20 protein-coding genes, 1 tRNA gene and 1 other annotated feature are annotated in these 21,208 nt (G+C 35.9%); of the genes, 8 read left to right on the top strand and 13 right to left on the bottom strand.

Annotation, left to right across the window (positions count from 1 at the left end):
• Window positions 1–114: 114 nt before the first annotated feature.
• Both LB888_RS09250 and LB888_RS09245 read right to left on the bottom strand, forming a co-directional pair.
• On the bottom strand, window positions 115–3,138 hold the full coding sequence (locus tag LB888_RS09250; protein WP_318752719.1) for an SEC10/PgrA surface exclusion domain-containing protein: 3,024 nt from the start codon (window positions 3,136–3,138) through the stop codon (window positions 115–117).
• Between the two features lie 222 nt (window positions 3,139–3,360).
• On the bottom strand, window positions 3,361–3,486 hold the full coding sequence (locus tag LB888_RS09245; RefSeq protein ID WP_318752718.1) for a hypothetical protein: 126 nt from the start codon (window positions 3,484–3,486) through the stop codon (window positions 3,361–3,363).
• Window positions 3,487–3,670: 184 nt separating this feature from the next.
• On the opposite strand from LB888_RS09245, the gene LB888_RS09240 reads away from it, so the two are divergent.
• The 5 genes from LB888_RS09240 to LB888_RS09230 all read left to right on the top strand — a co-directional run bounded on the left by LB888_RS09240 (window position 3,671) and on the right by LB888_RS09230 (window position 6,646).
• On the top strand, window positions 3,671–4,288 hold the full coding sequence (locus LB888_RS09240) for a LexA family transcriptional regulator (RefSeq protein ID WP_318752717.1): 618 nt from the start codon (window positions 3,671–3,673) through the stop codon (window positions 4,286–4,288).
• Window positions 4,289–4,302: 14 nt separating this feature from the next.
• Window positions 4,303–5,460 (top strand): hypothetical protein, encoded by a 1,158-nt coding sequence (locus tag LB888_RS09235; RefSeq protein WP_318752716.1) that lies wholly within the window; start codon window positions 4,303–4,305, stop codon window positions 5,458–5,460.
• Between the two features lie 113 nt (window positions 5,461–5,573).
• Complete coding sequence (locus tag LB888_RS12225) at window positions 5,574–5,678, top strand: Arm DNA-binding domain-containing protein (protein ID WP_412927943.1); 105 nt, start codon at window positions 5,574–5,576, stop codon at window positions 5,676–5,678.
• A gap of 60 nt (window positions 5,679–5,738) precedes the next feature.
• Window positions 5,739–6,020, top strand: a complete 282-nt coding sequence (locus LB888_RS12220) for a phage integrase central domain-containing protein (RefSeq protein ID WP_412928331.1) — start codon at window positions 5,739–5,741, stop codon at window positions 6,018–6,020.
• A gap of 50 nt (window positions 6,021–6,070) precedes the next feature.
• A complete protein-coding gene (locus tag LB888_RS09230) occupies window positions 6,071–6,646 on the top strand; it encodes a site-specific integrase (protein WP_318752715.1) in 576 nt (191 codons plus the stop codon).
• Window positions 6,647–6,707: 61 nt separating this feature from the next.
• Here LB888_RS09230 and serS read toward each other — a convergent pair whose 3' ends face one another.
• The 5 genes from serS to LB888_RS09205 all read right to left on the bottom strand — a co-directional run bounded on the left by serS (window position 6,708) and on the right by LB888_RS09205 (window position 11,371).
• A complete protein-coding gene (serS, locus tag LB888_RS09225) occupies window positions 6,708–7,982 on the bottom strand; it encodes a serine--tRNA ligase (RefSeq protein ID WP_318752714.1) in 1,275 nt (424 codons plus the stop codon).
• 48 nt (window positions 7,983–8,030) lie between these two features.
• Window positions 8,031–8,254: a binding site (T-box leader), on the bottom strand.
• A 317-nt stretch (window positions 8,255–8,571) separates the two neighbouring features.
• A tRNA-Val gene (locus tag LB888_RS09220) sits at window positions 8,572–8,644 on the bottom strand.
• Between the two features lie 335 nt (window positions 8,645–8,979).
• Window positions 8,980–9,507 carry a tRNA (cytidine(34)-2'-O)-methyltransferase gene (locus tag LB888_RS09215; RefSeq protein ID WP_276649647.1) on the bottom strand — a complete coding sequence of 176 codons (528 nt, stop codon included), beginning with the start codon at window positions 9,505–9,507 and terminating at the stop codon, window positions 8,980–8,982.
• A 3-nt stretch (window positions 9,508–9,510) separates the two neighbouring features.
• Entirely contained in the window at window positions 9,511–10,692 is a 1,182-nt protein-coding gene (gene queG / locus LB888_RS09210) for a tRNA epoxyqueuosine(34) reductase QueG (protein WP_318752713.1), read from the bottom strand.
• 64 nt (window positions 10,693–10,756) lie between these two features.
• Window positions 10,757–11,371, bottom strand: coding sequence for a 50S ribosomal protein L25 (locus LB888_RS09205; protein WP_318752712.1), 615 nt, complete (start codon window positions 11,369–11,371; stop codon window positions 10,757–10,759).
• A gap of 146 nt (window positions 11,372–11,517) precedes the next feature.
• Here LB888_RS09205 and LB888_RS09200 point away from each other — a divergent pair, with 146 nt between their 5' ends.
• Window positions 11,518–11,925: a NusG domain II-containing protein gene (locus LB888_RS09200; RefSeq protein WP_311921205.1), complete on the top strand. Its 408-nt coding sequence runs from the start codon at window positions 11,518–11,520 to the stop codon at window positions 11,923–11,925.
• Window positions 11,926–12,085: 160 nt separating this feature from the next.
• Here LB888_RS09200 and mgsA read toward each other — a convergent pair whose 3' ends face one another.
• Window positions 12,086–12,478, bottom strand: a complete 393-nt coding sequence (gene mgsA / locus LB888_RS09195; RefSeq protein ID WP_318753975.1) for a methylglyoxal synthase — start codon at window positions 12,476–12,478, stop codon at window positions 12,086–12,088.
• A gap of 725 nt (window positions 12,479–13,203) precedes the next feature.
• On the opposite strand from mgsA, the gene LB888_RS09190 reads away from it, so the two are divergent.
• Together LB888_RS09190 and LB888_RS09185 are read left to right on the top strand one after the other, a co-directional pair.
• On the top strand, window positions 13,204–14,130 hold the full coding sequence (locus LB888_RS09190; protein WP_318752711.1) for a nitronate monooxygenase: 927 nt from the start codon (window positions 13,204–13,206) through the stop codon (window positions 14,128–14,130).
• A gap of 461 nt (window positions 14,131–14,591) precedes the next feature.
• Window positions 14,592–15,992, top strand: a complete 1,401-nt coding sequence (locus tag LB888_RS09185) for a DUF2130 domain-containing protein (protein WP_318752710.1) — start codon at window positions 14,592–14,594, stop codon at window positions 15,990–15,992.
• Window positions 15,993–16,616: 624 nt separating this feature from the next.
• On the opposite strand, the gene LB888_RS09180 is transcribed toward LB888_RS09185, so the two are convergent.
• The 5 genes from LB888_RS09180 to LB888_RS09160 form a co-directional block, all read right to left on the bottom strand.
• The gene (locus LB888_RS09180) at window positions 16,617–16,931 is read right to left on the bottom strand and encodes a pneumococcal-type histidine triad protein (RefSeq protein WP_318752709.1); all 315 of its coding nucleotides are present in this window, start codon (window positions 16,929–16,931) and stop codon (window positions 16,617–16,619) included.
• The gene (locus LB888_RS09175; protein WP_318752708.1) at window positions 16,895–17,281 is read right to left on the bottom strand and encodes a pneumococcal-type histidine triad protein; all 387 of its coding nucleotides are present in this window, start codon (window positions 17,279–17,281) and stop codon (window positions 16,895–16,897) included. Before LB888_RS09175 ends, LB888_RS09180 begins: the two co-directional genes overlap by 37 nt.
• Window positions 17,282–17,343: 62 nt before the next feature.
• Window positions 17,344–18,267 carry a pneumococcal-type histidine triad protein gene (locus LB888_RS09170; protein ID WP_318752707.1) on the bottom strand — a complete coding sequence of 308 codons (924 nt, stop codon included), beginning with the start codon at window positions 18,265–18,267 and terminating at the stop codon, window positions 17,344–17,346.
• Between the two features lies 1 nt (window position 18,268).
• Window positions 18,269–19,204: a metal ABC transporter solute-binding protein, Zn/Mn family gene (locus LB888_RS09165; RefSeq protein WP_318752706.1), complete on the bottom strand. Its 936-nt coding sequence runs from the start codon at window positions 19,202–19,204 to the stop codon at window positions 18,269–18,271.
• A gap of 577 nt (window positions 19,205–19,781) precedes the next feature.
• Window positions 19,782–21,203 (bottom strand): glycoside hydrolase family 32 protein, encoded by a 1,422-nt coding sequence (locus tag LB888_RS09160; protein WP_318752705.1) that lies wholly within the window; start codon window positions 21,201–21,203, stop codon window positions 19,782–19,784.
• Window positions 21,204–21,208 lie beyond the last annotated feature (5 nt).

Genomic DNA, 21,208 nt, shown 5'->3' with positions numbered 1-21,208 from the left:
TTTCGTTAAAAGCGCTGTGGTGGAGTGGTTTCAAACTGTGTCTTAAAGACTAGTTTGAGATACACTCCCTAACTATAAAAAACGATTGACCGTCGGGCCAATCGTTTTTTTAAATTATGCGTCTTCTTTACGTTTAGATAAGGTAATAAAACCTAATCCTGTTGTTAATAAAATAGTAACTGCCGGTAAAACATTACGATCTTTTTCACCAGTTTCAGGTAAGACAGCACTCTTGTTAACAGATGTTTGCGTTACCTTTTGCACTTTGTCGGATTCTTTAGATTTTATTGAAGCAACTAATTGTTGACGTTTTTCTTTCAATTCAGCTAAATTATCCACCAGTTCTTCACAATTGTTTTCTAAAGCTGTTAATTCCTCTTTTAATGGAGTGAGTTCAGCTTCTTTGTCATTCAATTGTTTTGATAATGCTGATAGATTAACTGCATGAGTATGTAAAGTTTGTTGTTGTTGTTCTATTAATGCTGGTAAATCATCCAAAGCTTTTATTTCTGTTTCCACATCAGCCACCTGAGTCGTAATCAAGGCATATGTTGCTTCTAATTCTTTAATTGTTGCGGACAAATCAGTAATTTTAGCATTCAAGTGCTCAATAAAATCATTGATTACTGTTAAATTAGACGCTTGTAACGCTTGATTATTTTTTGCCTCTTTTAATGCTTCTTGTGCTTCCGCAATCGCTTGTACTAAGTTAGCATTTTCTTCTGATAATGACTCTAACAAAGTATTTACTTCTACCAATCGTTCTTCTTTTGACGTTTGGGTTGTTGCTAGTTGATCTGCTTGCGCTGATTGTGCTGCTGCTAGTTCTTCTTTTTGAGCCTTTTGTTCAACTAAAGCATCACGCTCAGCTTTTATTTGTGCTCCATGCGCATTGTTGGCTTGCATTTTATTGTCATTTTGTGTAAGCTCTGTATTTACTTTCTCATATTGAGCTAAAGTTTCATTTAAAAGCTGTTCAACTTCTTCATTTTCTTGACTAACCAAGTCTAATGTAAAATCAGCATTAAGATCAAAAAGATTTTCATCTCTAACTTGTGGTTTGGTTACCGTAATAAAGTGATGACGTGTTTGATAATAGTCATCTTCTTTAACATTTCCCATGGAGAAACCAAAGTGCCCTTTTGTATCATTCGCAATATTGGCTAATTGTTCGTTATACCATTCAGGTTCAGTTTCTTTATACTCGCCATTTACTGCTTCGAATTCTTTATATGCCATATATTCACTTAAGCCAATCAATGAATATAAATGACCATAATTCGGTTCGCCACCATCGTCAAACATCATATTTAACACACTTGAATAAATAGCTCGTTTAATATTTGACACCGGAACATTCACATAGCCATCTTCCGTTAATTCGCCACCACCGGTCTCTGTATGTTGCCCCTCATATTCCATGTAGCCCCAACCTAGATTCTCATAAAAGTTGCCATAAGTATCATCTAATCCATTGTTACCAGCCTCTTCAGAAATGGCTTTATCATAATGACCGGCAGCACTTTTTCCATTCTGAATGTCTAGACGACTTTGTGCATATGTATAGGCATCATTAACATAACGTTTTGCTATATCATCAGCAAATTTAATGGTACTATAATTAGCTACTAAAGGAGAAATTCCAACAACTTGACGAATTTGATTAATGAGATCCAATGAATAGAACGTTAATTCTTGAATTAATTGATCGCTAACATCATTAATATCTGGAACGATACGTTCTTTATCGTCTGGATTCATCACAAATTGATTTTTTGAACCTTCTAATTGTGAATAAGGTTTGGTCATCGCATCAAATTCAGCTCCAGACATTTCACCAGTATATAATTTGTAAATATTTTCCATCGTAAATTCAGCGGGTATTAAAATACTATTTTCGCCTACTATTGGTGGAGTGCCTAATAATTCCCGGTATTGATTAATTTTATCATCCAAATCTGATTTTTGTGCTAATAGTTGATTCTTTTGTGCATGTAGTGCATCGGCGACACGTTTCCATTCATCCAACGCTACCGTTAGCTCCTTAGTACGCTCATCAATCGCGGCTGTATCAGCATTTTTTGCACTTTGTGCTCGTAAGTCTGCAATTTGTTGGGTTAGGGTTTCAATCTCTTGTCCTAATTTTGCTTTTTCAGTTTCTAAGGCTTTAATTTCAGCTGCGACACCTTCACTAGTTAAACGTTCTAAAGCAGCTTCTTTGTCAGTTAATGCCTTATCAGCGGTCGCTAATGCTTCTGCGGTTTTTTCTTTATCTGCTCCAGCTTGTTTTCTTTGTTCTTCCGATAAAGCCCGTTCTTCTTTTTTCGCATCTAAATCGGATGCTGTCTTTGCCATTTCAGTAGTCAATTCTGATTGCTTCGCAACTAGTTCAGCACGAATTTGTTCAACATTGGCTAAACGTTCCTTTAATTCAGTCAGATGTGCTTCATCGATTATTTGTTGTTCTTCAACTTGTTTAATGGCAGCTTCAAGTTCTGCGATTTCACGTTCCTTTATTATAATCTCATCTTTCAATTCAACCATTTGAATTTCACAGGTCTGACATTCCGCTTCTTTTTCTTTGATTTTTTCATCTAAGTCAGCAATCTGCTCTTCAATAGTTTTTTCTCTTGTTTCTTCGGTTGTGTCTTCTGCTGATGACTCGGTCGTGTCTTCTGTTGGTGCTTCAGGTGTTTCCTCTTCTACTGGTTCAGTTGAGACTTCAACTGGTGCTCCAGTCGTGTTTTCTGCCGGTACTTCGGTCATGTCTTCTGCCGGTGCTTCGGTCATGTCCTCTGCTACCGCTTCGGTCGTGTCCTCTGCTGGTGCTTCAGTCGTGTCTTCTGCTACCGCTTCAGTCGTGTCTTCAACTGGTGCTTCAGTCGTGTCTTCTGCCGGTGCTTCGGTCATGTCCTCTGCTAGTGCTTTGGTCATGTCTGTCACTGATTCAACAATATCTTCGCTTTCAACCAATGTTGGTAGTTCTTCATCAATATTGTTTTCTTCTAATACTGCGGTTGGTACTGATACAGTTTCTTCGGCTGATACAATTTGCCCTGCTCCCATAAACCCAGACATTATGGCCACAGCAACCCATACGCCTTTTACTTTCCTTAAAAGCTTCAGTCCTCCATTCATTGTAATCCCTCCCATTCTCTCTCATAAGTCTATTATAAAACATCCAGGTTATATTACAAATGAAACATTTAAAATTTGACCTTATTTACAATCTAATCAAAGATTTCCAAAAATATAAAACTCTATCAATTTGGTAACCAGCGATTTAAGCTAGTTAAGGCCCATCATTGATAGAGAAAATTGTTAACTTTTATATAATTCTGAAATAGCGAACATTTCATTCTATTTGAATTGACTTTCTCCACGTTCTTTTGCTTGGTATGTTCTTAAATCAACGTTTATAATCTTAGTCATATCGCTTTGAGTTAACATTGAACCATGACGAATAGCGATTAATTTATCCTGCATTATTGTGTCACCTCTCTTTCAATAATTTCGTAATACATGAAGTTTTGGATAATACCAACAATCACCTTCTTAATTTATGAATTTTTCCTCTATAAAAACGATATTTAAACCGTAAATAAGGTGTTTTCTTCTTGTTGTATGAAGTTGTTTCCTATATAATAGTATTAAGCAAGAGGTGTTATTAATGAAAGATGTATCAAGTTATTTCGGTGCTAAATTGAAAGCTTACCGAAAAGAAAAGAATTTAACCCAAAAATCATTAGGCGAAATGGTAGGTGTCGCACATAATACTATCTCTAGTTATGAGAATGGTACAAACGAACCGGATCAAGATATTTTATTTAAACTGGCAGATGCTTTAGAAGTTAGTATTAATGATTTCTTCCCTATGCCTACTAATTTGGTAAAGATAAAATCAACCAAACTAATCCCAGTCATTGGAACTATTGCTTGCGGCAGTCCGATATTTGCTGAACAAAATGTTATTGATACAGTGGCATTTCCGGTTGAATTACTTCCGAGCGGAGAAGTATTCTTCTTAAGAGCTAATGGCGATTCAATGGAACCCGATATTAAAGACAGTTCTTATGTTATGATTAGAAAACAAGAAGATGTTGAAAACGGAGAGATTGCTGCAGTACTATTAAATGGTGATGAAGATTCCACGTTGAAACGAGTGCGTAAAATGGGAGGTACAATTTTATTAGAAGCAATTAATGGTGCTTACGAACCTTATTTAGTAAGCGAAGATAACCCAGCTAGAATTATCGGTAAGGCGGTTAAAGTGTTGAATGATTTATAAAATGAGGTGAAATAATGAAATTTGGAGTAAGAAAACCGAGCATAAAACGAAGTGTTAAAGCACGCACAACTGGTAGATTGAAGCGAACAGCTAAAAAGGCGGTTAATCCTTTATACGGTAAAAAAGGTATGGGATTGATTAATAATCCTAAAAAGGCTGTCTATAATAAGGTGTATAATAAAACAACCGTCGATATTTTGAAACCTTTAAAAACCAATTCCTCCAAAAGACCAAAACAAGAAAAAGTAACCACCGCAATCACCAAGTCTCCTCCGACCAAAAGAAAAGTTAAAAAGAGTAATGGCGGTGCTATAAATACATTATATGTGGTGTTAATTATTTTTATATTGATTTTGGCTTTATCATATTACGGAAACAACGATAACGAAATGACATTTGTTATGCTATTAACAGCCGGATTGATTTATTATTTTGGAATTAAAGAGAAACGAAAAAATTCCAATACTATAGATCTACAATCCACTGTGGATACAATGAAAGTTAGTCATATTAATAACGAGAACAGCGAATATGGTGAAGCAGAACCAATGTTCGCAAATGCTTCAATCATCTCTTCGTATAGTAATGAATATCTAAGTTTAATGGAAAGGCGACCACGCTTTGCTCAATATATTGGTAGACCGATGGACTTCCCTAAGTACACTGACGATTACGAAACGAACGAAAAATATTCATTAAGAGAATTATTATTATTAGTTTGGTGGGGTAATACAAAGAGCGGAAGAAAAATAGATACTACTATACCTCAATATTTTTTCCGCAACTACAATTTGAATGCTGAAAAACTAACTAGAAGATTTTACAAAGAAGAGTTATTAGAAAACGTAAATGGAAAGGTTAAATTGACAGATGAAGGAAAAAGGTTATACGAAAAATTTAAAGAATTGTGGGAAATACATTCGATTAAAAATTACCCGTCTTGTTTAGATATTGATTTTGAACATTGGGATAAAGATAGATTTTATCAAATGTATTATGCAGCGAATCGTGATTTTTATAAAGATTCGGCACAATTTGAGCAATTAGCAATTGATATAGCCAACAAACAAAATGATAAATCATTGGCACTTCATCACGCAAAATGGCGAGATGAGTACATAATAAAAGCAAATGATTTTAACGAAAAATATAATTTAATGATTAATAAATAAAAAAACATCCCACACTCCTGTCGCCAAACTGAAAGTGTGAGATACGCTAAAATTACCCTTAAATAGGGCTCTTTTACATGCCCTATTTTACCACAAAATAGGAGGTTATTACAATGCCGGCGTACAAAGATAAAGTAACAGGCACATGGACAGCTCGGTTTTATTACGAAACGCACAACGGGTTTAGAAAACAGAAAAACAAGCGCGGTTTTGCCTAAAAAAAAGATGCAGATAAATATGAAAGAGATTTTCTCGCAAAACTAAAAGGAAACCCAGATATTACCTTTGAAAGTGCAGCTAGGAAATATTTAGATGATATGCAGCATCAAGTGCGGGTATCCACTTTTGAGATTAAAAAGAGTATATTCAGAAATTACCTAACGCCATACTTTAAAAATAAATCGATAGCTAAAATCACCCCAAAAGATATTAGATCCTGGCAAAAAAATATATTATCAAAAAATATAGCCGATACCTATTTACGGCGTATAAACACGGAGTTAAGCGCCATTTTTAATTACGCAACTAGATATTATGGATTAACCGAAAAATCCGCATAAGCATGTCAAAAAATAGGTAAAGAGAGACGAATAACCTCGAGTTTTGGACGTTGGAAGAGTTTAACAAATTTATTGATTACTTTAAAGAGGATAATAAAACTCACATACAATACAAAGCTGTATTTAACTTATTATTTTACACGGGCATGTGGATAGGCGAACTTGAGGCACTAACACTAAATGATATCGATTTTACAGCCAGAACGATAAATATAAACAAAACCTACCAAAGGGTAGCCGGTAAAGACTTAATTGGACCACCAAAAACTGTCTCTTCTAACCGTACAATTGCCGTCCCTGAATTTGTGCTCGACCGTCTGCAGGAATATATAGACGTACTTTACGAACCTGACCAAGACATCAGAATATTTATGCATTCTAGAGAAGCTTTTGCCAAGATGATGAAAAAAGTTGCACCCGTACAAGGTGTAAAAATAATTAGAATACACGACCTAAGGCATAGTCACGCTTCTCATTTAATCGAAATGGGCTTTAATCCGCTAGTAATACAAGAACGGTTAGGACATAAAAATATTGAGATTACGCTTAACACATACTCCCACTTATACCCCCATAAACAACAGGAGGTAGCCGACAAATTAAATAATCTTTTAAGACCAAATTAAGACCAGCAATAAAAACAGACCTCTGTAAAACATTGATACAGAGGCTTTTTTCATTATATTATTATCTAATTTCAGTAACCCCGCCCATATATGGAACAAGCACCTCTGGGATTTTCACACTGCCGTCTGCTTGTTGGTAATTTTCTAAAATAGCTACTACGGTACGTCCGACAGCTAAGCCAGATCCATTTAAGGTATGAGCTAATACTACACGATCTTCTGAGTCACGGAAACGAATTTTGGCACGTCTTGCTTGGAAAGCCTCACAGTTTGAACATGAACTAATCTCACGGTAAGTATCTTGTCCCGGTATCCATGCTTCAATATCATAAGTTTTCGCTGCTGAAAAGCCCATGTCGCCGGTTGATAAAGCTAACACACGATACGGAATATTCAATGCTTGTAGAATACCTTCTGCATTGGCAGTCATGGCCTCTAATTCTTCATAAGAATGGTCGGGATGAGCAATTTTAACAAGCTCTACTTTATGAAATTGGTGTAGACGAATTAAACCACGAGTGTCACGACCCGCACTACCCGCTTCAGAACGGAAAGAAGGTGACATAGCAGTCATTTTAATTGGTAATTGGTCTTCCGATAAAATTTCATTGGCAACATAGTTCGTTAAAGGCACTTCAGCTGTTGGAATTAAAGTAAAGCCACGTTCATCAGTTAATTGGAAGGTATCTTCAACAAATTTAGGGTATTGGCCAGTTCCAAACATTGATTGATCATTAACCATATAAGGTGGAATCATTTCAGTATAACCATTTTTTTCAGTATGAGTATCTAACATAAAATTGTAGACTGCACGTTCTAAACGAGCACCTAATCCTTTATAGAAAACAAAGCGGCTGCCGGTTACTTTTGCGGCACGTTCAAAATCTAAGATACCAAGTTTTTCGGCGATATCCCAATGATTCAATGGTTCAAAATCAAATTGGCTAGGTTCACCCCAACGACGAATTTCCACATTATCTTCTTCATCTTCACCAACTGGTACACTGTCATGAGGAATGTTTGGTAATCGATGTTCAATATCCTCTAACTTTTCATCAATAGCCGTTAAAGTTTCATCTTTTGCTTTAATGGTTTCCCCTAATGTTTTCATTTCAGCAATTTTTTCATCAGCATTTTCTTTATTGCGTTTCAATTGGGCAATTTCGCCTGAAACAGCATTACGCGTTTGCTTTAAATGTTCTACTTCCACTAACAATTCACGGCGTTGAATATCTAATTCACGATACTCATCCAAAGTCTCACGAGCTACACCACGGGTAGCTAATTTAGCCGCTACTTCTTCAAACTTATCTCTTAATACTTTACGATCTAACATATCGCTTCCTCCTCTTTAGCTTTAAAAAAATACAGAGCCTCATCCACTATCTGGGACGAAGGCTCTGTTCGCGGTACCACCCGATTTCAAATATGATAATCATACTTGCTCTCAAATCAAATCGTTAACGGGATTACCGGCACTACTTACTCAATAAATTGTTTTCATAGGCATACCGATTCGTGGATTCACTAATTAATTCGCGTGATTTGCACCGACCATCACGTCTCTAAACAAATACCTTAGTTACTATTCGAATCTGTTACTTTAAATTATAATCATCTACTAATCAAAGTCAAGTTCCGCTTCATTTTGTATAATGGTGTGTGGTTTGCTTATGATTGTGTGGCTTCACTATATTTACGGAATTATGCGAAATCGGTAATCAATATTGTTTTAATGACATTGGGATTAATTTGATAAGTAATAAAAAACCTAGCATATTAGCTAGTCCATATTAATAGTCTATAGGGGGTTTATGTATCCAGGAAAACCAGGACACTTTTTGAATTCGAAATTATATATTTTAGTGAAGAATGTTATATTATCAATTTTTTTGAGTCTTAAGTAAACCTTAAAAAATAAAAAATGGTCCCTACTGGGTTCGAACCAGCGACCCCTACCTTGTCGAGGTAGTGCTCTCCCAGCTGAGCTAAGGAACCGATTACTGCTATCATACCATATTGCTACGAGAAGGACAATAACATAAGAGTGGGTAAGGAGTAGAAAACCAGATGATTTTCAATCCTTCTGCTCTATCTCATCATGATAGACTCGCTTAATAAAAGAGTAGTTTCCGTTGCAGCATTAATGACTCGCTTCACTCGCACAATAAAAGAGTCTTATGCTTTGCAAAATTAAAGTCTCGTTTTCGTTGCACAATTGTAGAGCCGTTTCGTCGCATAATGATATAGCCGCTTCCGTCTCATCATAATAAAAGAGTGGGGACAAGATGCAAAAACAATTGTTCTGCAATTTCTTTTCCTCACTCTTTGTATTACCACTCTAGTTGGCGTGCTTTTTCAGTATCACGATAATGGTGAACTTTCTCTAAGCCTTTAAATTGTTGTTGGCGTAAAGCCTCAAAAATAATAATATTAGCGGTGTTAGATAGATTTAAAGAACGCACATGTTCATCATTCATTGGAATCCGCAAACACTGATCTTGATGTGCTTCCATAAACTCAATCGGTAAACCCGTTGTTTCTTTACCAAAGATAAACACTTGTTCCTCAATACTTTCATCGGCTAGATTTACCTCACTATAGACATGAGGGGTAAACTTGGTGATTAAATATAATCGGCGTTCACCTAGCCATTCCATGAAAGCATCTAAATTTTTATGATAATAAATTTCGACATTATGCCAATAATCTAACCCAGCACGTTTTAACATTTTATCATCGGTACTAAAACCTAAAGGCTCGATTAAATGTAATGCCGTGTTCGTTGCAGCACAAGTACGGGCAATATTACCGGTATTGGCTGGCATTAAAGGTTCAAATAAGGCGATATGATTTTTCATTGATTACTCTACTTTCTTCTCATCTCGAGGCATCCGTTTATTCTTTAATGTTTCTAAAGCCTCAGTCATTTCTTGTATTGTTTCGGGGTCGGTTTCCTTCTCCAATTGATCCGCCACGCATTGTATCATTGAAACATTGTAATAACGTTGAATTTGGGCAATCGCCCAAGCGGCTGTACCTCTTATCATCGGTCTTGGATCTTGTTCCATTATTTCTAATAATAATGGCAAAGCGGTACGGTCACGATAATTGGCTAATGCTATAATCGCATTTCTTTGTAATGGTTTCTTCCCACGCCAAGAACCGGCCATTTCACCAAATTTAGCATTAAATTCTTTATTCGACATCGTTAACATCGGTTTCAATAAAGGTTGAACTTGGTCAGGATTTGGCTCCATTTCTGGATGAATGTGTGAATCAATGCCTTGATTATAAGGACAGACAATTTGACAAATGTCGCACCCATAAATAACATGAGTGATTTTTCGACGAAATTCTTTCGGCATATAACCTTTAGTTTGCGTTTGATAGCTAAGACAAAGTTGGGCATTCATCCGACCATCACCAAGCAGAGCATTGGTTGGACAAGCATCGATACATCGGGTACATGCCCCACATCCATTTTCAACAGGAGTATCCGGTTCAAACTCAATGTCGGTAATAATCTCACCTAAATAGACATAAGAACCAAATTCTTTGGTGATCAGCAGACCATTTTTACCGATAAATCCTAGACCCGCTCTTTGGGCAGCTGCCACATCAATTAATTCACCCGTATCAACCATTGGTTTAAAATTAGTCGTTTCGGTCTTAGTCTTAATGAAGGAAATTAACTTATCCAAACGATCTTGTAAAATATGGTGATAATCTGTTCCCCATGATGCTCTGGCAAACATTCCTCGGCGGTTTTCACGATCTTGAGGGTAAGGATTTTTAATCCGACTTGGATAAGCTAAAGCAATCGATATAATCGACTTTGGTCCGTCGAAAATTAATTCTGGGTAAAGTCTTTCATCGATATTAGGATGTTCAAAACCTGAAGTATGACCTTTAGCTTTTTGCTCCTCAAGTGAGGCTTTCAGATGAGCAAAAGGTTCAGCTGTTGAAAAACCTATTTTATCGATGCCAATTTCTTTTGCGGCCGCAATTATTTCTTCTTTTAACTGAGCACTTGCTGTTACCATCACCATCCCCCTTTCAATAAAAAAGGTTGAGACTTGCGCCCCAACCTCCATTTCCTACTAGAAATTATTCTTCTGTTGCTTCTTTTTCACCGATTACTTCTGGTTCCGCAACTTCATCTTCGTCAGTTGTTTCTTCTGGCTCTTCAGTTGGAGCTACGACTGACACTAATGATTCTTCTGCATCTGTAACTAATTCAACATTAGCTGGCATTTCTAAATCAGAAGCGTATTTAACGTCACCAATTTCCATACCTTTAACATCAATTTCAAATGATGAAGGAATGTTTGCTGGTGTTGTTTCAACTAAAACAGTTGTTAATGTTAAGTCCACGATACCTTCTTTAACAGTTTCTTCATTAACTAATACCACTGGAATTTCAACTTGTAATTTATCATCTGCTGAAACAGCTTGTAAGTCTACTGAGTAAAACTCATCTTTTAATGAAGCTTTAACAAAGTCTTTGATTAAAACTTGTTGTGTTTTACCATCGATGTCAACATTAAATACCGCGTTAACACCTTCTTTTTTCAAGATATTTTCGAATTCACGACGGTCAATTAATAAAGATTGGGTTTCTTCCCCTTTTGAATACATTGCTACTGGAATTTTACCTTCTTGACGTGCTTTGCGAGAAGCTGAAGTTCCGGTAGTTGTTCTTAATTCTGCTTTTAAATTCATATAAATATAATCTCCTTACTATTCCTAATTTAATAGCGCTAATAGTTGCACACTCAATATGATACCAAAATTTTCAACAAAAGGCTAGCAAAAAGTGTGTATTTTGTATACAATAAACAAGTAAGATCAATGAAAGGAGTGATAGAATGAAGAAAATAATTACTTTTCTAAAACCATGGGATTATATCTTAATTACCTTCGCTGTATTTCTCTCCTTTTTACCAACCATCGTTACCGCGATTCAATATTCAATGCAACCAGAAGTGACCAATTATGCGATTGTCAAAATACATGGAAAAGAAGTCGATCGTTTTGAATTATATGAAGGCGCCGAAAACGTACAAAAGACTTATTATCCCGGTGATAACCAATATAATATTATCGAACGCGAAGGTGACCACATTCGCATTAAAGAAGATAATTCTCCTGATCAAATCGGGGTTAAGACCGGTTGGATAAAACGTCCCGGTCAAACTGCAATTTGCTTACCACATGGCTTAATTATCGAAGTCTTAGGTGAACCTGAAGAAGATGAATTAATCCTTCCTTTGTGACACATACTTACTATAAAAAATCAGGCTTAACGGAAATGGCATTCCTTAATTGGAATACCAATTTTCCGTTATTTTTTATAATGCGATACCGCCTTCTATCATTAAAAGACGATTTTTATATTTAAAGGTCACCTTCTATAATCAATGCCACCTTTTTTCATTAAAGGGCGCCTTCTTCAACTGCTTCTACTAATGGTAACGCATTTAGTAATACTTCGGCCGTTCCAATGTTCGTGGCCAATGGAATATTATAGACATCACACAAACGAATTAACGCATTGACATCCGGTTCATGCGGTTGTGCTGCCAATGGATCACGTAAAAAGATAACCAATTCAATTTTTTGTTCGGAAATCATCGCACCAATTTGTTGGTCGCCACCTAATGGACCTGAGTTTAAACGCTTGACAACTAACCCTGTTTTTTCATTGATTACTTTACCGGTAGTTCCAGTAGTATAAATCGTATGTTGACTCAAAACATCTAAATATTTTTCTGTTAATTCAATCATGATAGGTTTCTTTTGATCATGGGCAATTAAGGCAATATTCATCATTAGTTAACCTCACTTTATTTATTTTCTCATACTTATATTATACCATATTACGCAAAGTGAGCGCTATCGAAAGAACACTCTCTGATAATGCATGGACATGCTAATTTATTATCTCACTTCTAAAACGACCATCACCCCACTTTTGATAATTTATTTAATTAACCAGACAATATTTTGGGATGATTCCCCATTTTTAAATTGATACTCCTTCTTTTGCATTCTCATTCTCCACTTAGTACCACTGAGCGACTTTTATAAAGATTTAATCCGTCTGATTTTATGAATGGCTTTTCTTCTCGTAGATGGTAAAAACTTGATGAATTTGCTTAATTATATGCACAATGGCAAAGTGACATAAAACAATGCTTACATAGGCTAAGTATCAAATTGATTATTCTAAATAAAGTATTGCTCATACATTAAAAGTGCCGGCGTTGAGAAGGAACAACTTTTCGGGAGGTCGGCAAACGAAGTAAAAACCATTTGATTTTCGACTTCTGCTCCACTCCCAACATTTTGGGACAGACACATCAAAATAGCATCCGATTGTCTATTTCATGCCAAGTCTAAACTGTGACAGCGTTCGGTAGATAGAATGAAAACCATCTATTCTTCTTCAGGCTCCTTCTTCATAAAATTATCCAGCGAAATCTATTAAAGTGATAAATTTTATGATACGATTAACTTGTGAAATATAAATCAAACTTTAAGGAGGATGCCTTATGACCATTACACAACTTTTTAATATTCAATATCCCATCTTTCAAGGAGCGATGGCGCAAATTGCACGCTACCCCCTAGCCGCTGCCGTTTCACAAGCTGGTGGACTTGGTATTATTGCTTCAGGTGGCATGTCCGCTGAAACTTTACGTCATGAAATTCGCGAGTTAAGAAAAATTACTGACCGCCCTTTTGCCGTAAACTTGATGTTGATGATGGAAAATATTCCGGAATTAGTCCAAGTAATTATTGGTGAACAAGTGCCAATCGTCACAACCGGTGCCGGCACACCCAAACATGTCATGCCCTACCTAAAAGAAGCCGGGATTAAAGTCGTTCCTGTAGTTGCGAGCGTCAAACATGCCATTAAGATGGCAGAATTAGGAGTAGATGCGATTATTGCAGAAGGAACCGAGGCAGGTGGTCATATTGGTACCACCACCACTATGGCACTGATTCCCCAAATCGTTGATGCCGTTAAAATCCCCGTCATTGCGGCCGGTGGAATTGCAGATGGTCGCGGCATGGCCGCTGCTTACACCTTAGGCGCGCAAGGGGTTCAATTAGGAACCGTCTTCTTAGCGAGTGAAGAATGTCCGATTGCCCAAGGCTATAAAGAAGCAATACTCAAAGCAATCGATACCGATACGGTTGTCACTGGTACACAAGCTGGCGCACCAGTCCGTTGTCTTCGCAATCAAATGACTGAGAAATTTATTGAACTGGAAAATAAGGATGCTAGCCGTGATGAATTAGAAAGCTTAACACTTGGATCATTGGCAAAAGCTGTTAAAGACGGTGATCTTGAGAACGGTTCGCTAATGGCCGGCCAAATTGCAGGAATGATTCGTGAAATTAAGCCGGTTCACACAATTATTGAAGATATTTATCAAGAAGCAAAAGCCGTCTTAAATCGAACAGTCATTTAATCGACAACATTTTCGGTGAAATAGGAATCATGATGTTGAAGAAGTATAGCTGTTGAAGCAATATAGCTGTTGAAAAATGGTATACCGCCTTTCAGAATCATAAAATTTCAACCAATACTTCTGTTCATAAAATGATATACGGACATTCCGAACTGTGAATTTTATTTGGTCAGTTAGTGATGCAAAAAACGGATGCATTTTCAGTTACAAAGGTTAAATCTTACTAGACAACTTATCTATTAGAGAAGTGTTTTACAATTGCGACTTATTATAATCTGGGCTTGGTAATTGACTGAGTCTGGATTTTTTACTAGGTAAATTTATTACAATTAAAGTTTTATTGGTTTAACCGGGATAACTGTAAAGAAGTATTTGTCAGCAAATTTGCGTATTTTATACAAAGATGAAACTTGACCACACCCTATGATACAATACTATTGACAAACAAAGGAGTTGAGTACATGCACCAAATTAAATGTCCACATTGTGGTGAAACTTTTCAAATTGATAAGACAAGTTATGCGAATATAGCAAGCCAAGTTAGAACCTCAGAATTTGATCAAGAACTACATAATCGTTTAGTACAAATTAATGAAGAGCATCAAAAAGATATTGCCCTTGCCGAAGAAAAAATTAGTAAACTATTAACTGAACAATTAAATGATAAAGAAAAAGAGTTAGCACAATTAGCAGTCGAAAAAGACCGTGAAATTACCCAACTAAAGAACGACAAAGAGCAAGCTTTAACCAAATTAATCGCTGAAAAAGAACAGGCTTTAGCGAAGTTACAAGCACAAATTGATTTACAAAAAGAAAAAACTGCCGCTTCCTTAGTTGAAAAAGAAACGCAAATTAAAGCTGATTTAACCGAACAATTGACCCAACGCGACAAACAAATTGCCGACTTGGAAGCTCAATTAAAACAAATTGAGAATACGCATAAGATTTCATCGATGGAATTGGTAACAGCCAAAGATAAAGAAATTAATGAATTAACCAATCGCTTGCAATTACTAGAAAAAGAAACTTTAATTGAGCAGAAAAACTTAAAAGAACGCTATGAAATTCAATTAATGCAAAAAGATGAAACCATCGCCTTCTATAAAGACTTTAAAGCTAAACAATCCACTAAAATGGTCGGTGAAAGTCTCGAACAACATTGCGAAATTCAGTTTAATGAGATTCGAGCTACCGCCTTCCCTCGTGCACAATTTGGGAAAGATAATGATGCCCGTTCAGGAAGTAAAGGCGATTATATTTATCGAGAATATGATGAACACGGTACTGAAATCATTTCGATTATGTTTGAGATGAAAAATGAAAATGACGAAACAGCTACTAAAAAGAAAAATGAACATTTCTTTAAAGAATTAGATAAAGATCGTACTGAAAAGAAATGTGAATATGCTATATTAGTCAGCTTACTAGAAGCGGATAATGAATTATATAATAATGGAATTGTTGATGTTTCCTATGCTTATGAAAAAATGTATGTCATTCGCCCGCAGTTCTTTATTCCGATTATTAGTCTACTTAGAAATGCCGCGATGAACTCACTACAATATAAACAAGAGTTAGCTTTAACTCGAGAACAAAATATTGATATTGCACACTTTGAAGAAGATTTAGAAGAATTCAAATCAGCCTTCGCACGGAATTATGACCTGGCCAGCCGCAAATTCCAAACAGCCATTGATGAAATTGACAAAACCATTACGCATTTGGAAAAAACTAAAGCTGCTTTATTATCTTCTGAAAATAACTTACGTCTAGCAAACAATAAAGCTGATGATTTAACGGTGAAAAAATTAACGCGCAATAATCCCACCATGCGCGCAAAATTTGATGCATTGAAAGACTAACTGTTTAACAAGTCAAAATATAAAACCGTTCGATTATTTCTATCGGCTAGCTATTTGCACGGTGTCTACACCATCAAAAAATGCTAGCGAATAGAACGTCTTAAATTTGATATACACTGTGCTATCGATAGATTGATAAAAAATTGAAAAGAAATCATAATGTTTTAGCTTATTATTCACTTATGAGAGGCGCCACAAAGTCCAACAATAAAAACCAAGCAACCGCTCAACTTTTCGAGATGTTGCTTGGTTTTTATAAAATTTTTTTGCTTAAGATTTCACATCCTAAAAAGCGTTGAGGTTCCTTACTAGAACCCCAACGCTTTTTCTTATTTCTATTTGGTATCATTGAACCCGATTAGTCTGATAGCACGGATAAAATAAAGTATTAATTCATTGGAATAGATTAGAGGATTGGTTCAATGTAGCAACATAGATTTTTATCGCTTCGTCTTCTCACTCCCGCACAGTTGGGGGAGACTAGAAGTAGAAAATCAAATGATTTTTGCTTCATCTATCCACTTTACACTGTTAAGTAAGTATTATTTAAAACAAAGCTTGAGCCTACTGTGCTTTGAATTACCGAGCAATACTTAATTGAATTTATCAAATTTATGTCACCCTCTACAAGAAGCCGTTTGAGATCACCCTATCACATGTTGCTATTAAGACATAACCAACTTGTTCATTTTGTTTTTCTTTTCTTAACACTGCTTTAGCATTAAATGGTATTTCTTGCGGTGATGATGCTTCGTTTTTATCCTTCTTACCATTTTCATTGACTAAAATTAAATCAATACCGAAATGTTTATTAATGTACGTTTTAGCCGCTTGTAATTCTTTTTTATTTAAATCAGTAAAAGGTACCCAGTGATAATGACTTCCATGTTTAGCAATACGTTCTACTTTTGTAATGGATTCAACGGAAAAGACATACATATCACTGGTGTATAAGGTTTGTTAGAATCGGGAAGTTTAACCGTTATCGTATTGTCATTAGCGTGACCATTTTGATTACCGTGGTTATTTTGGTTATTTTGATGATTGTTGCCAAATTGACCGATATTATCAGATGTCAAAGGTTTAGTGTTACCATTTTTACCTAATACAGCTAACGCAATTTGTAACTCTGCAGCAGTAAGGTCAAATTTTGGAATAAAATGAAAATGATTGCCATGCGGTGCGATAAATCCAACGCCTAAGTCTTGAATAACATCATAGGGGCTGAACACATAACCATCACTGGTCACATAGCTACCACTAGCATCTCTTGAACCTGATCCACCCAAAATTCGCCTTCTTTTACATGATTCACTTTTTCTCATTTTTCATGTTGGGATACATCTTGTTCTTAAAATTCAGCGAACGATTTTTTAACTTGTTGAAGAATCGTGTCGATATCAATAATATGGTCATTATTTTTTTCTTGATAGAGTTTATATTGGTCATTAACTTTTACGATAAAACCGTCTTTAATCGCTTGTTTAACATCAGCATCTTGTAATTGATAATCGCTCGGTACTAATAATAATTCACTAAAATAAGCTTCTTCTGCTACGTCGCCACTGAATACATATAAGTCAATGCCAACTAACAGTACATATTCTTTTTCAGTAATATAAACGATAATCGGTTGACCTTCAAAGTCTACGTCTTTTAATACTTCTTTAGAAGTTTTATCTACAACCGGCATAATTAAGCTCTCGTCAGTTAAGTGATAATCTTTTCTCAATTCCACGATTGTTTTAGCATCCTTCGGGTCAAGACCATTCGCTTGTAATAATAATTCATCGGTTGAACGTACAGTCGATGCTTTTTTGCCCTCTTCTAACCAAACATAATATTGGTCGTCTTTTTTAACAATCCAACCATTCGCAATTTCACTCACTTTTTCAAAAGAATCAAGGTCCTCCTCAGTCACAATACTTTCTAAGAAAATAGAGTCCTCAGGCACTTCACCATTGTAATAATGATAATGGTCACCATGAGAGGTAACATAACCTTCTTCGGTAATTGTTACAATAATTTGTTCTGCGACAATGCCTTCATCTAAATTGACTTCTTCTTGTGAGCGTGATTCGCTCATTGAATGATTGTTATCCGCTTCGTTTTCTTCAGCTCCATCAACATAATCCATTCCTGATGATCTGGTTTCTTCAGTGCCATCGACATAATTCATGCCTGATGAACTACTTTCTTCGGCTAAGGCAATATTTTGATTTAAGAATACTCCACTAGCTAATAAAGTGACTAATAATGATTTTTTGAAAACCATACTATTCCTCCTGTTGTAAATGACTGCTTAATGTTTCTAATACTTTTTCTAAATTCACTAAAAATGGATCTGTATTAAGCGGATCGCCTTCTAGTGGACTTAATGCCACAATGGTGGTGCCGGTCGCATTGGCAATTACTTTAGCGGCACGGTCAGAGACATTGGGTTCAACAAAGATTGTCTTCACTTGATACTCATTAACAAATTTTTGTACTTCGGCAATTTTCTTTGATGATGGCTCAATATCGGATGATACCCCTGCAATCCCTAACTGTTTCAGATTAAAGCGTTGGGCTAAATATGAAAAAGCCGTATGTTGGGTAACAAAGGTTTTCTGTTTCAATTTATCGAAAATCGGTTGATATTTGGCAACAAGCTGTTCTGCTTGTTCAACAAATTGTTTTGCATTCGCTTGATAAGTCTCTTGGTTATCTGGGTCTAATTCCGATAAACAATCTGCAATTAATTGTGCTTCAACACCCGCTTCAATCGGGTCTAACCACGTGTGTGGGTCATACAAGGCCGCATTATCCATTCCTTCAATTTCTTCAATATCTTCTAGTCCGGTAACTTTCTGCATGGCCATTCCTCTTGAGGCCTCAACTAAAGTAACCGATGAATTTTTTAAATTAAGCGCTATATTTTTAGTCCAAGATTCTAAAATATTAGAATGATAAATAAAAATATCAGCGTCATAAATAGCCGCTATATCATTGGCTGAAGGTTCAAAACCATGGATACCATTTCTAGAATTCAGGACACGAACTTCGTGCAAGTCACCGACAATTTCTTTGGTAATAGCGTACATTGGATAAAAACTTGTGACAATATTTAATTCTTTTGGTTCATTCGCTTGCGCAATCATGACGGAACGTTGAATAAGGGACATACAGCATAATAATATGATTAAAAAGCAAGCTCGCCATATTTTTTTCATTTCTCTCAACCTTTCAATTTATAAACTCAATATTTTAAATTGTAATAATTACCTATTAATAAGTCAAGTGTTTTTCTAAAACAAAAAGTAATTTTTACATTTTCTTAATGATTGAGGAATTATTTTTGTTACAACACCAACAGGAACTATCATGAACCGTCATATGATTCGATTGTTAATAATTGAAGCCTTAATTTTACTCCAACAAAAAAGGACCAATCATTAGTAATCCCTTGATTACCTTTGATTGATCCATTCCCTATTAAGTTGTTTTAAATAATCATCTATCAATCACTGAAGCTTTTACTGGATGTTATGATAGAGGTTCACCTAATGTCAATAAGATATTATTTAATGGCACTATCTTAAATTTCATCAAAATCATGAGTTATGATTAAACGTCATAACCTGCTGTTTCATCAATATCAATGAGATATTATTAGATGTCATTAATTAAAGTACCAACCAATATCAATGAATACACTATTAAACATCATGACCTGCTATTGCCTCAAATGTCAACAAAGGTACTATTGGAGATTATGACCTAAAGCCTCAACAAACAATAATCGAACAATTATTGAATGACATAACTTGTAATTTCAACGTCTCCATTCCATAATGTCACAACAGGTTCAATTCCTTCTCCTAAATAAATATTAGAGGATAAGGTTGCTGTACCATCATTGGCAATTAATTCGATTGAATTCGTATCTAAGATAATTTCCAGTTTAGCTAATTGAGCTTCTTTTACTCTGAAACCTCGCTGGTTGACAGGTTCATTTTCTTCACCTGATAAATCAATTCTTAGATTTTCTCGATCTAAATAAACGGCATTGCCATCTTTTTCATAACGAATGCTGACATAGTCATTTGTACTTCCCACTCTCAACTCAAAATCGGCTTGCTTCTTAGGTTGTAAGACTAATAATTTTGCTTGATTGGTTGAGAAATCATCCATCGTTTCTGCTGCTAAATGCGCTTCAGTCAATACGGTCGTTTGCGTAAATTGATTGTCACGCCAATTTAAGACACGAGGCATCGTCATCCCGAACGCCCACTGATGGTCTAACTCTTTGGTCACATTGTTTCGTCCCCAAGTATTCATCCAAGCAATCATAATACGACGCCCTTGATTATCCTCAAGTGTTTGAGGTGCATAGAAATCATGTCCATGATCTAATTCGTCCCATTGTTCAGGGATAAATTCCTTTTTCTCCCAATCAACTTTCCCTTTAACAACTACCGTAGTATTTAAGTTATGGTGACTCAAATCATCGCGTTCAAAACGCATCGGTGACATTAAGAGTGTATCGACGCCATCGAGATTAAAGTAATCTGGACATTCCCACATTTCGCCTTGTTCTTTCGTTCCTTTAAGGAAAATGGATTCGTATTGCCACTCAATTAAATCATCGGAACTGTATAATAAGACGCAACCAACACCGTCTACATGACGAGCCACAATTACCGCATAATATTTACCATCTTTTTCGAAAACCTTAGGATCACGGAAATCAGCTGGCACAATTCCTTCAGGTAAATCCGCTTCGGTTAATACCGGGTTTTGGGCTATTTTTTCAAAATGAATACCATCTTCTGAGACAGCGATGTTTTGAATTTGACGGGGTTCGCCTTGTTCGTTTTGAATATTCCCCGTATACATTAACCATAATTTTCCATCTTTTTCAATTGCACTACCTGAAAAGCATCCACCAAGGTCATAGTCTTTATCTGGTGCTAACGCTACTGGTAAATGTTCCCAATGGATCAAATCCTTTGACTTTGCATGTCCCCAATGCATCGGTCCCCAAATCGCATCATAAGGATAATGTTGATAAAACAAATGGTACTCTCCTTGATAAAAGATAAAACCATTTGGATCATTAATCCACCCGATAGGTGCAGTAAAATGCACCTGAGGTCGGTATTGTGGATTGACTAAATGTTTGTTTTCTTCAATAAATTGATTTGCTCGCTCGATTGTAAATTGAGTCATTGATA

The sequence above is a fragment of the Globicatella sp. PHS-GS-PNBC-21-1553 genome, from assembly GCF_033564055.1.
Classification (GTDB): Bacteria; Bacillota; Bacilli; order Lactobacillales; family Aerococcaceae; genus Globicatella; species Globicatella sulfidifaciens.
Note: the sequence above shows the minus strand (reverse complement) of the source record. Positions and strands in the feature narration are given on the sequence as shown.

Excerpts from the sequence above, each read along its gene's own strand:
- LB888_RS09250 (WP_318752719.1), bottom strand. The coding sequence starts at position 3,138 with ATGAATGGAGGACTGAAGCTTTTAAGGAAAGTAAAAGGCGTATGGGTT.
- LB888_RS09245 (WP_318752718.1), bottom strand. The coding sequence starts at position 3,486 with ATGCAGGATAAATTAATCGCTATTCGTCATGGTTCAATGTTAACTCAA.
- LB888_RS09240 (WP_318752717.1), top strand. The coding sequence starts at position 3,671 with ATGAAAGATGTATCAAGTTATTTCGGTGCTAAATTGAAAGCTTACCGA.
- LB888_RS09235 (WP_318752716.1), top strand. The coding sequence starts at position 4,303 with ATGAAATTTGGAGTAAGAAAACCGAGCATAAAACGAAGTGTTAAAGCA.
- LB888_RS12225 (WP_412927943.1), top strand. The coding sequence starts at position 5,574 with ATGCCGGCGTACAAAGATAAAGTAACAGGCACATGGACAGCTCGGTTT.
- serS (WP_318752714.1), bottom strand. The coding sequence starts at position 7,982 with ATGTTAGATCGTAAAGTATTAAGAGATAAGTTTGAAGAAGTAGCGGCT.
- LB888_RS09215 (WP_276649647.1), bottom strand. The coding sequence starts at position 9,507 with ATGAAAAATCATATCGCCTTATTTGAACCTTTAATGCCAGCCAATACC.
- queG (WP_318752713.1), bottom strand. The coding sequence starts at position 10,692 with ATGGTAACAGCAAGTGCTCAGTTAAAAGAAGAAATAATTGCGGCCGCA.
- LB888_RS09205 (WP_318752712.1), bottom strand. The coding sequence starts at position 11,371 with ATGAATTTAAAAGCAGAATTAAGAACAACTACCGGAACTTCAGCTTCT.
- LB888_RS09200 (WP_311921205.1), top strand. The coding sequence starts at position 11,518 with ATGAAGAAAATAATTACTTTTCTAAAACCATGGGATTATATCTTAATT.
- mgsA (WP_318753975.1), bottom strand. The coding sequence starts at position 12,478 with ATGAATATTGCCTTAATTGCCCATGATCAAAAGAAACCTATCATGATT.
- LB888_RS09190 (WP_318752711.1), top strand. The coding sequence starts at position 13,204 with ATGACCATTACACAACTTTTTAATATTCAATATCCCATCTTTCAAGGA.
- LB888_RS09185 (WP_318752710.1), top strand. The coding sequence starts at position 14,592 with ATGCACCAAATTAAATGTCCACATTGTGGTGAAACTTTTCAAATTGAT.
- LB888_RS09180 (WP_318752709.1), bottom strand. The coding sequence starts at position 16,931 with ATGTATGTCTTTTCCGTTGAATCCATTACAAAAGTAGAACGTATTGCT.
- LB888_RS09170 (WP_318752707.1), bottom strand. The coding sequence starts at position 18,267 with ATGGTTTTCAAAAAATCATTATTAGTCACTTTATTAGCTAGTGGAGTA.
- LB888_RS09165 (WP_318752706.1), bottom strand. The coding sequence starts at position 19,204 with ATGAAAAAAATATGGCGAGCTTGCTTTTTAATCATATTATTATGCTGT.
- LB888_RS09160 (WP_318752705.1), bottom strand. The coding sequence starts at position 21,203 with ATGACTCAATTTACAATCGAGCGAGCAAATCAATTTATTGAAGAAAAC.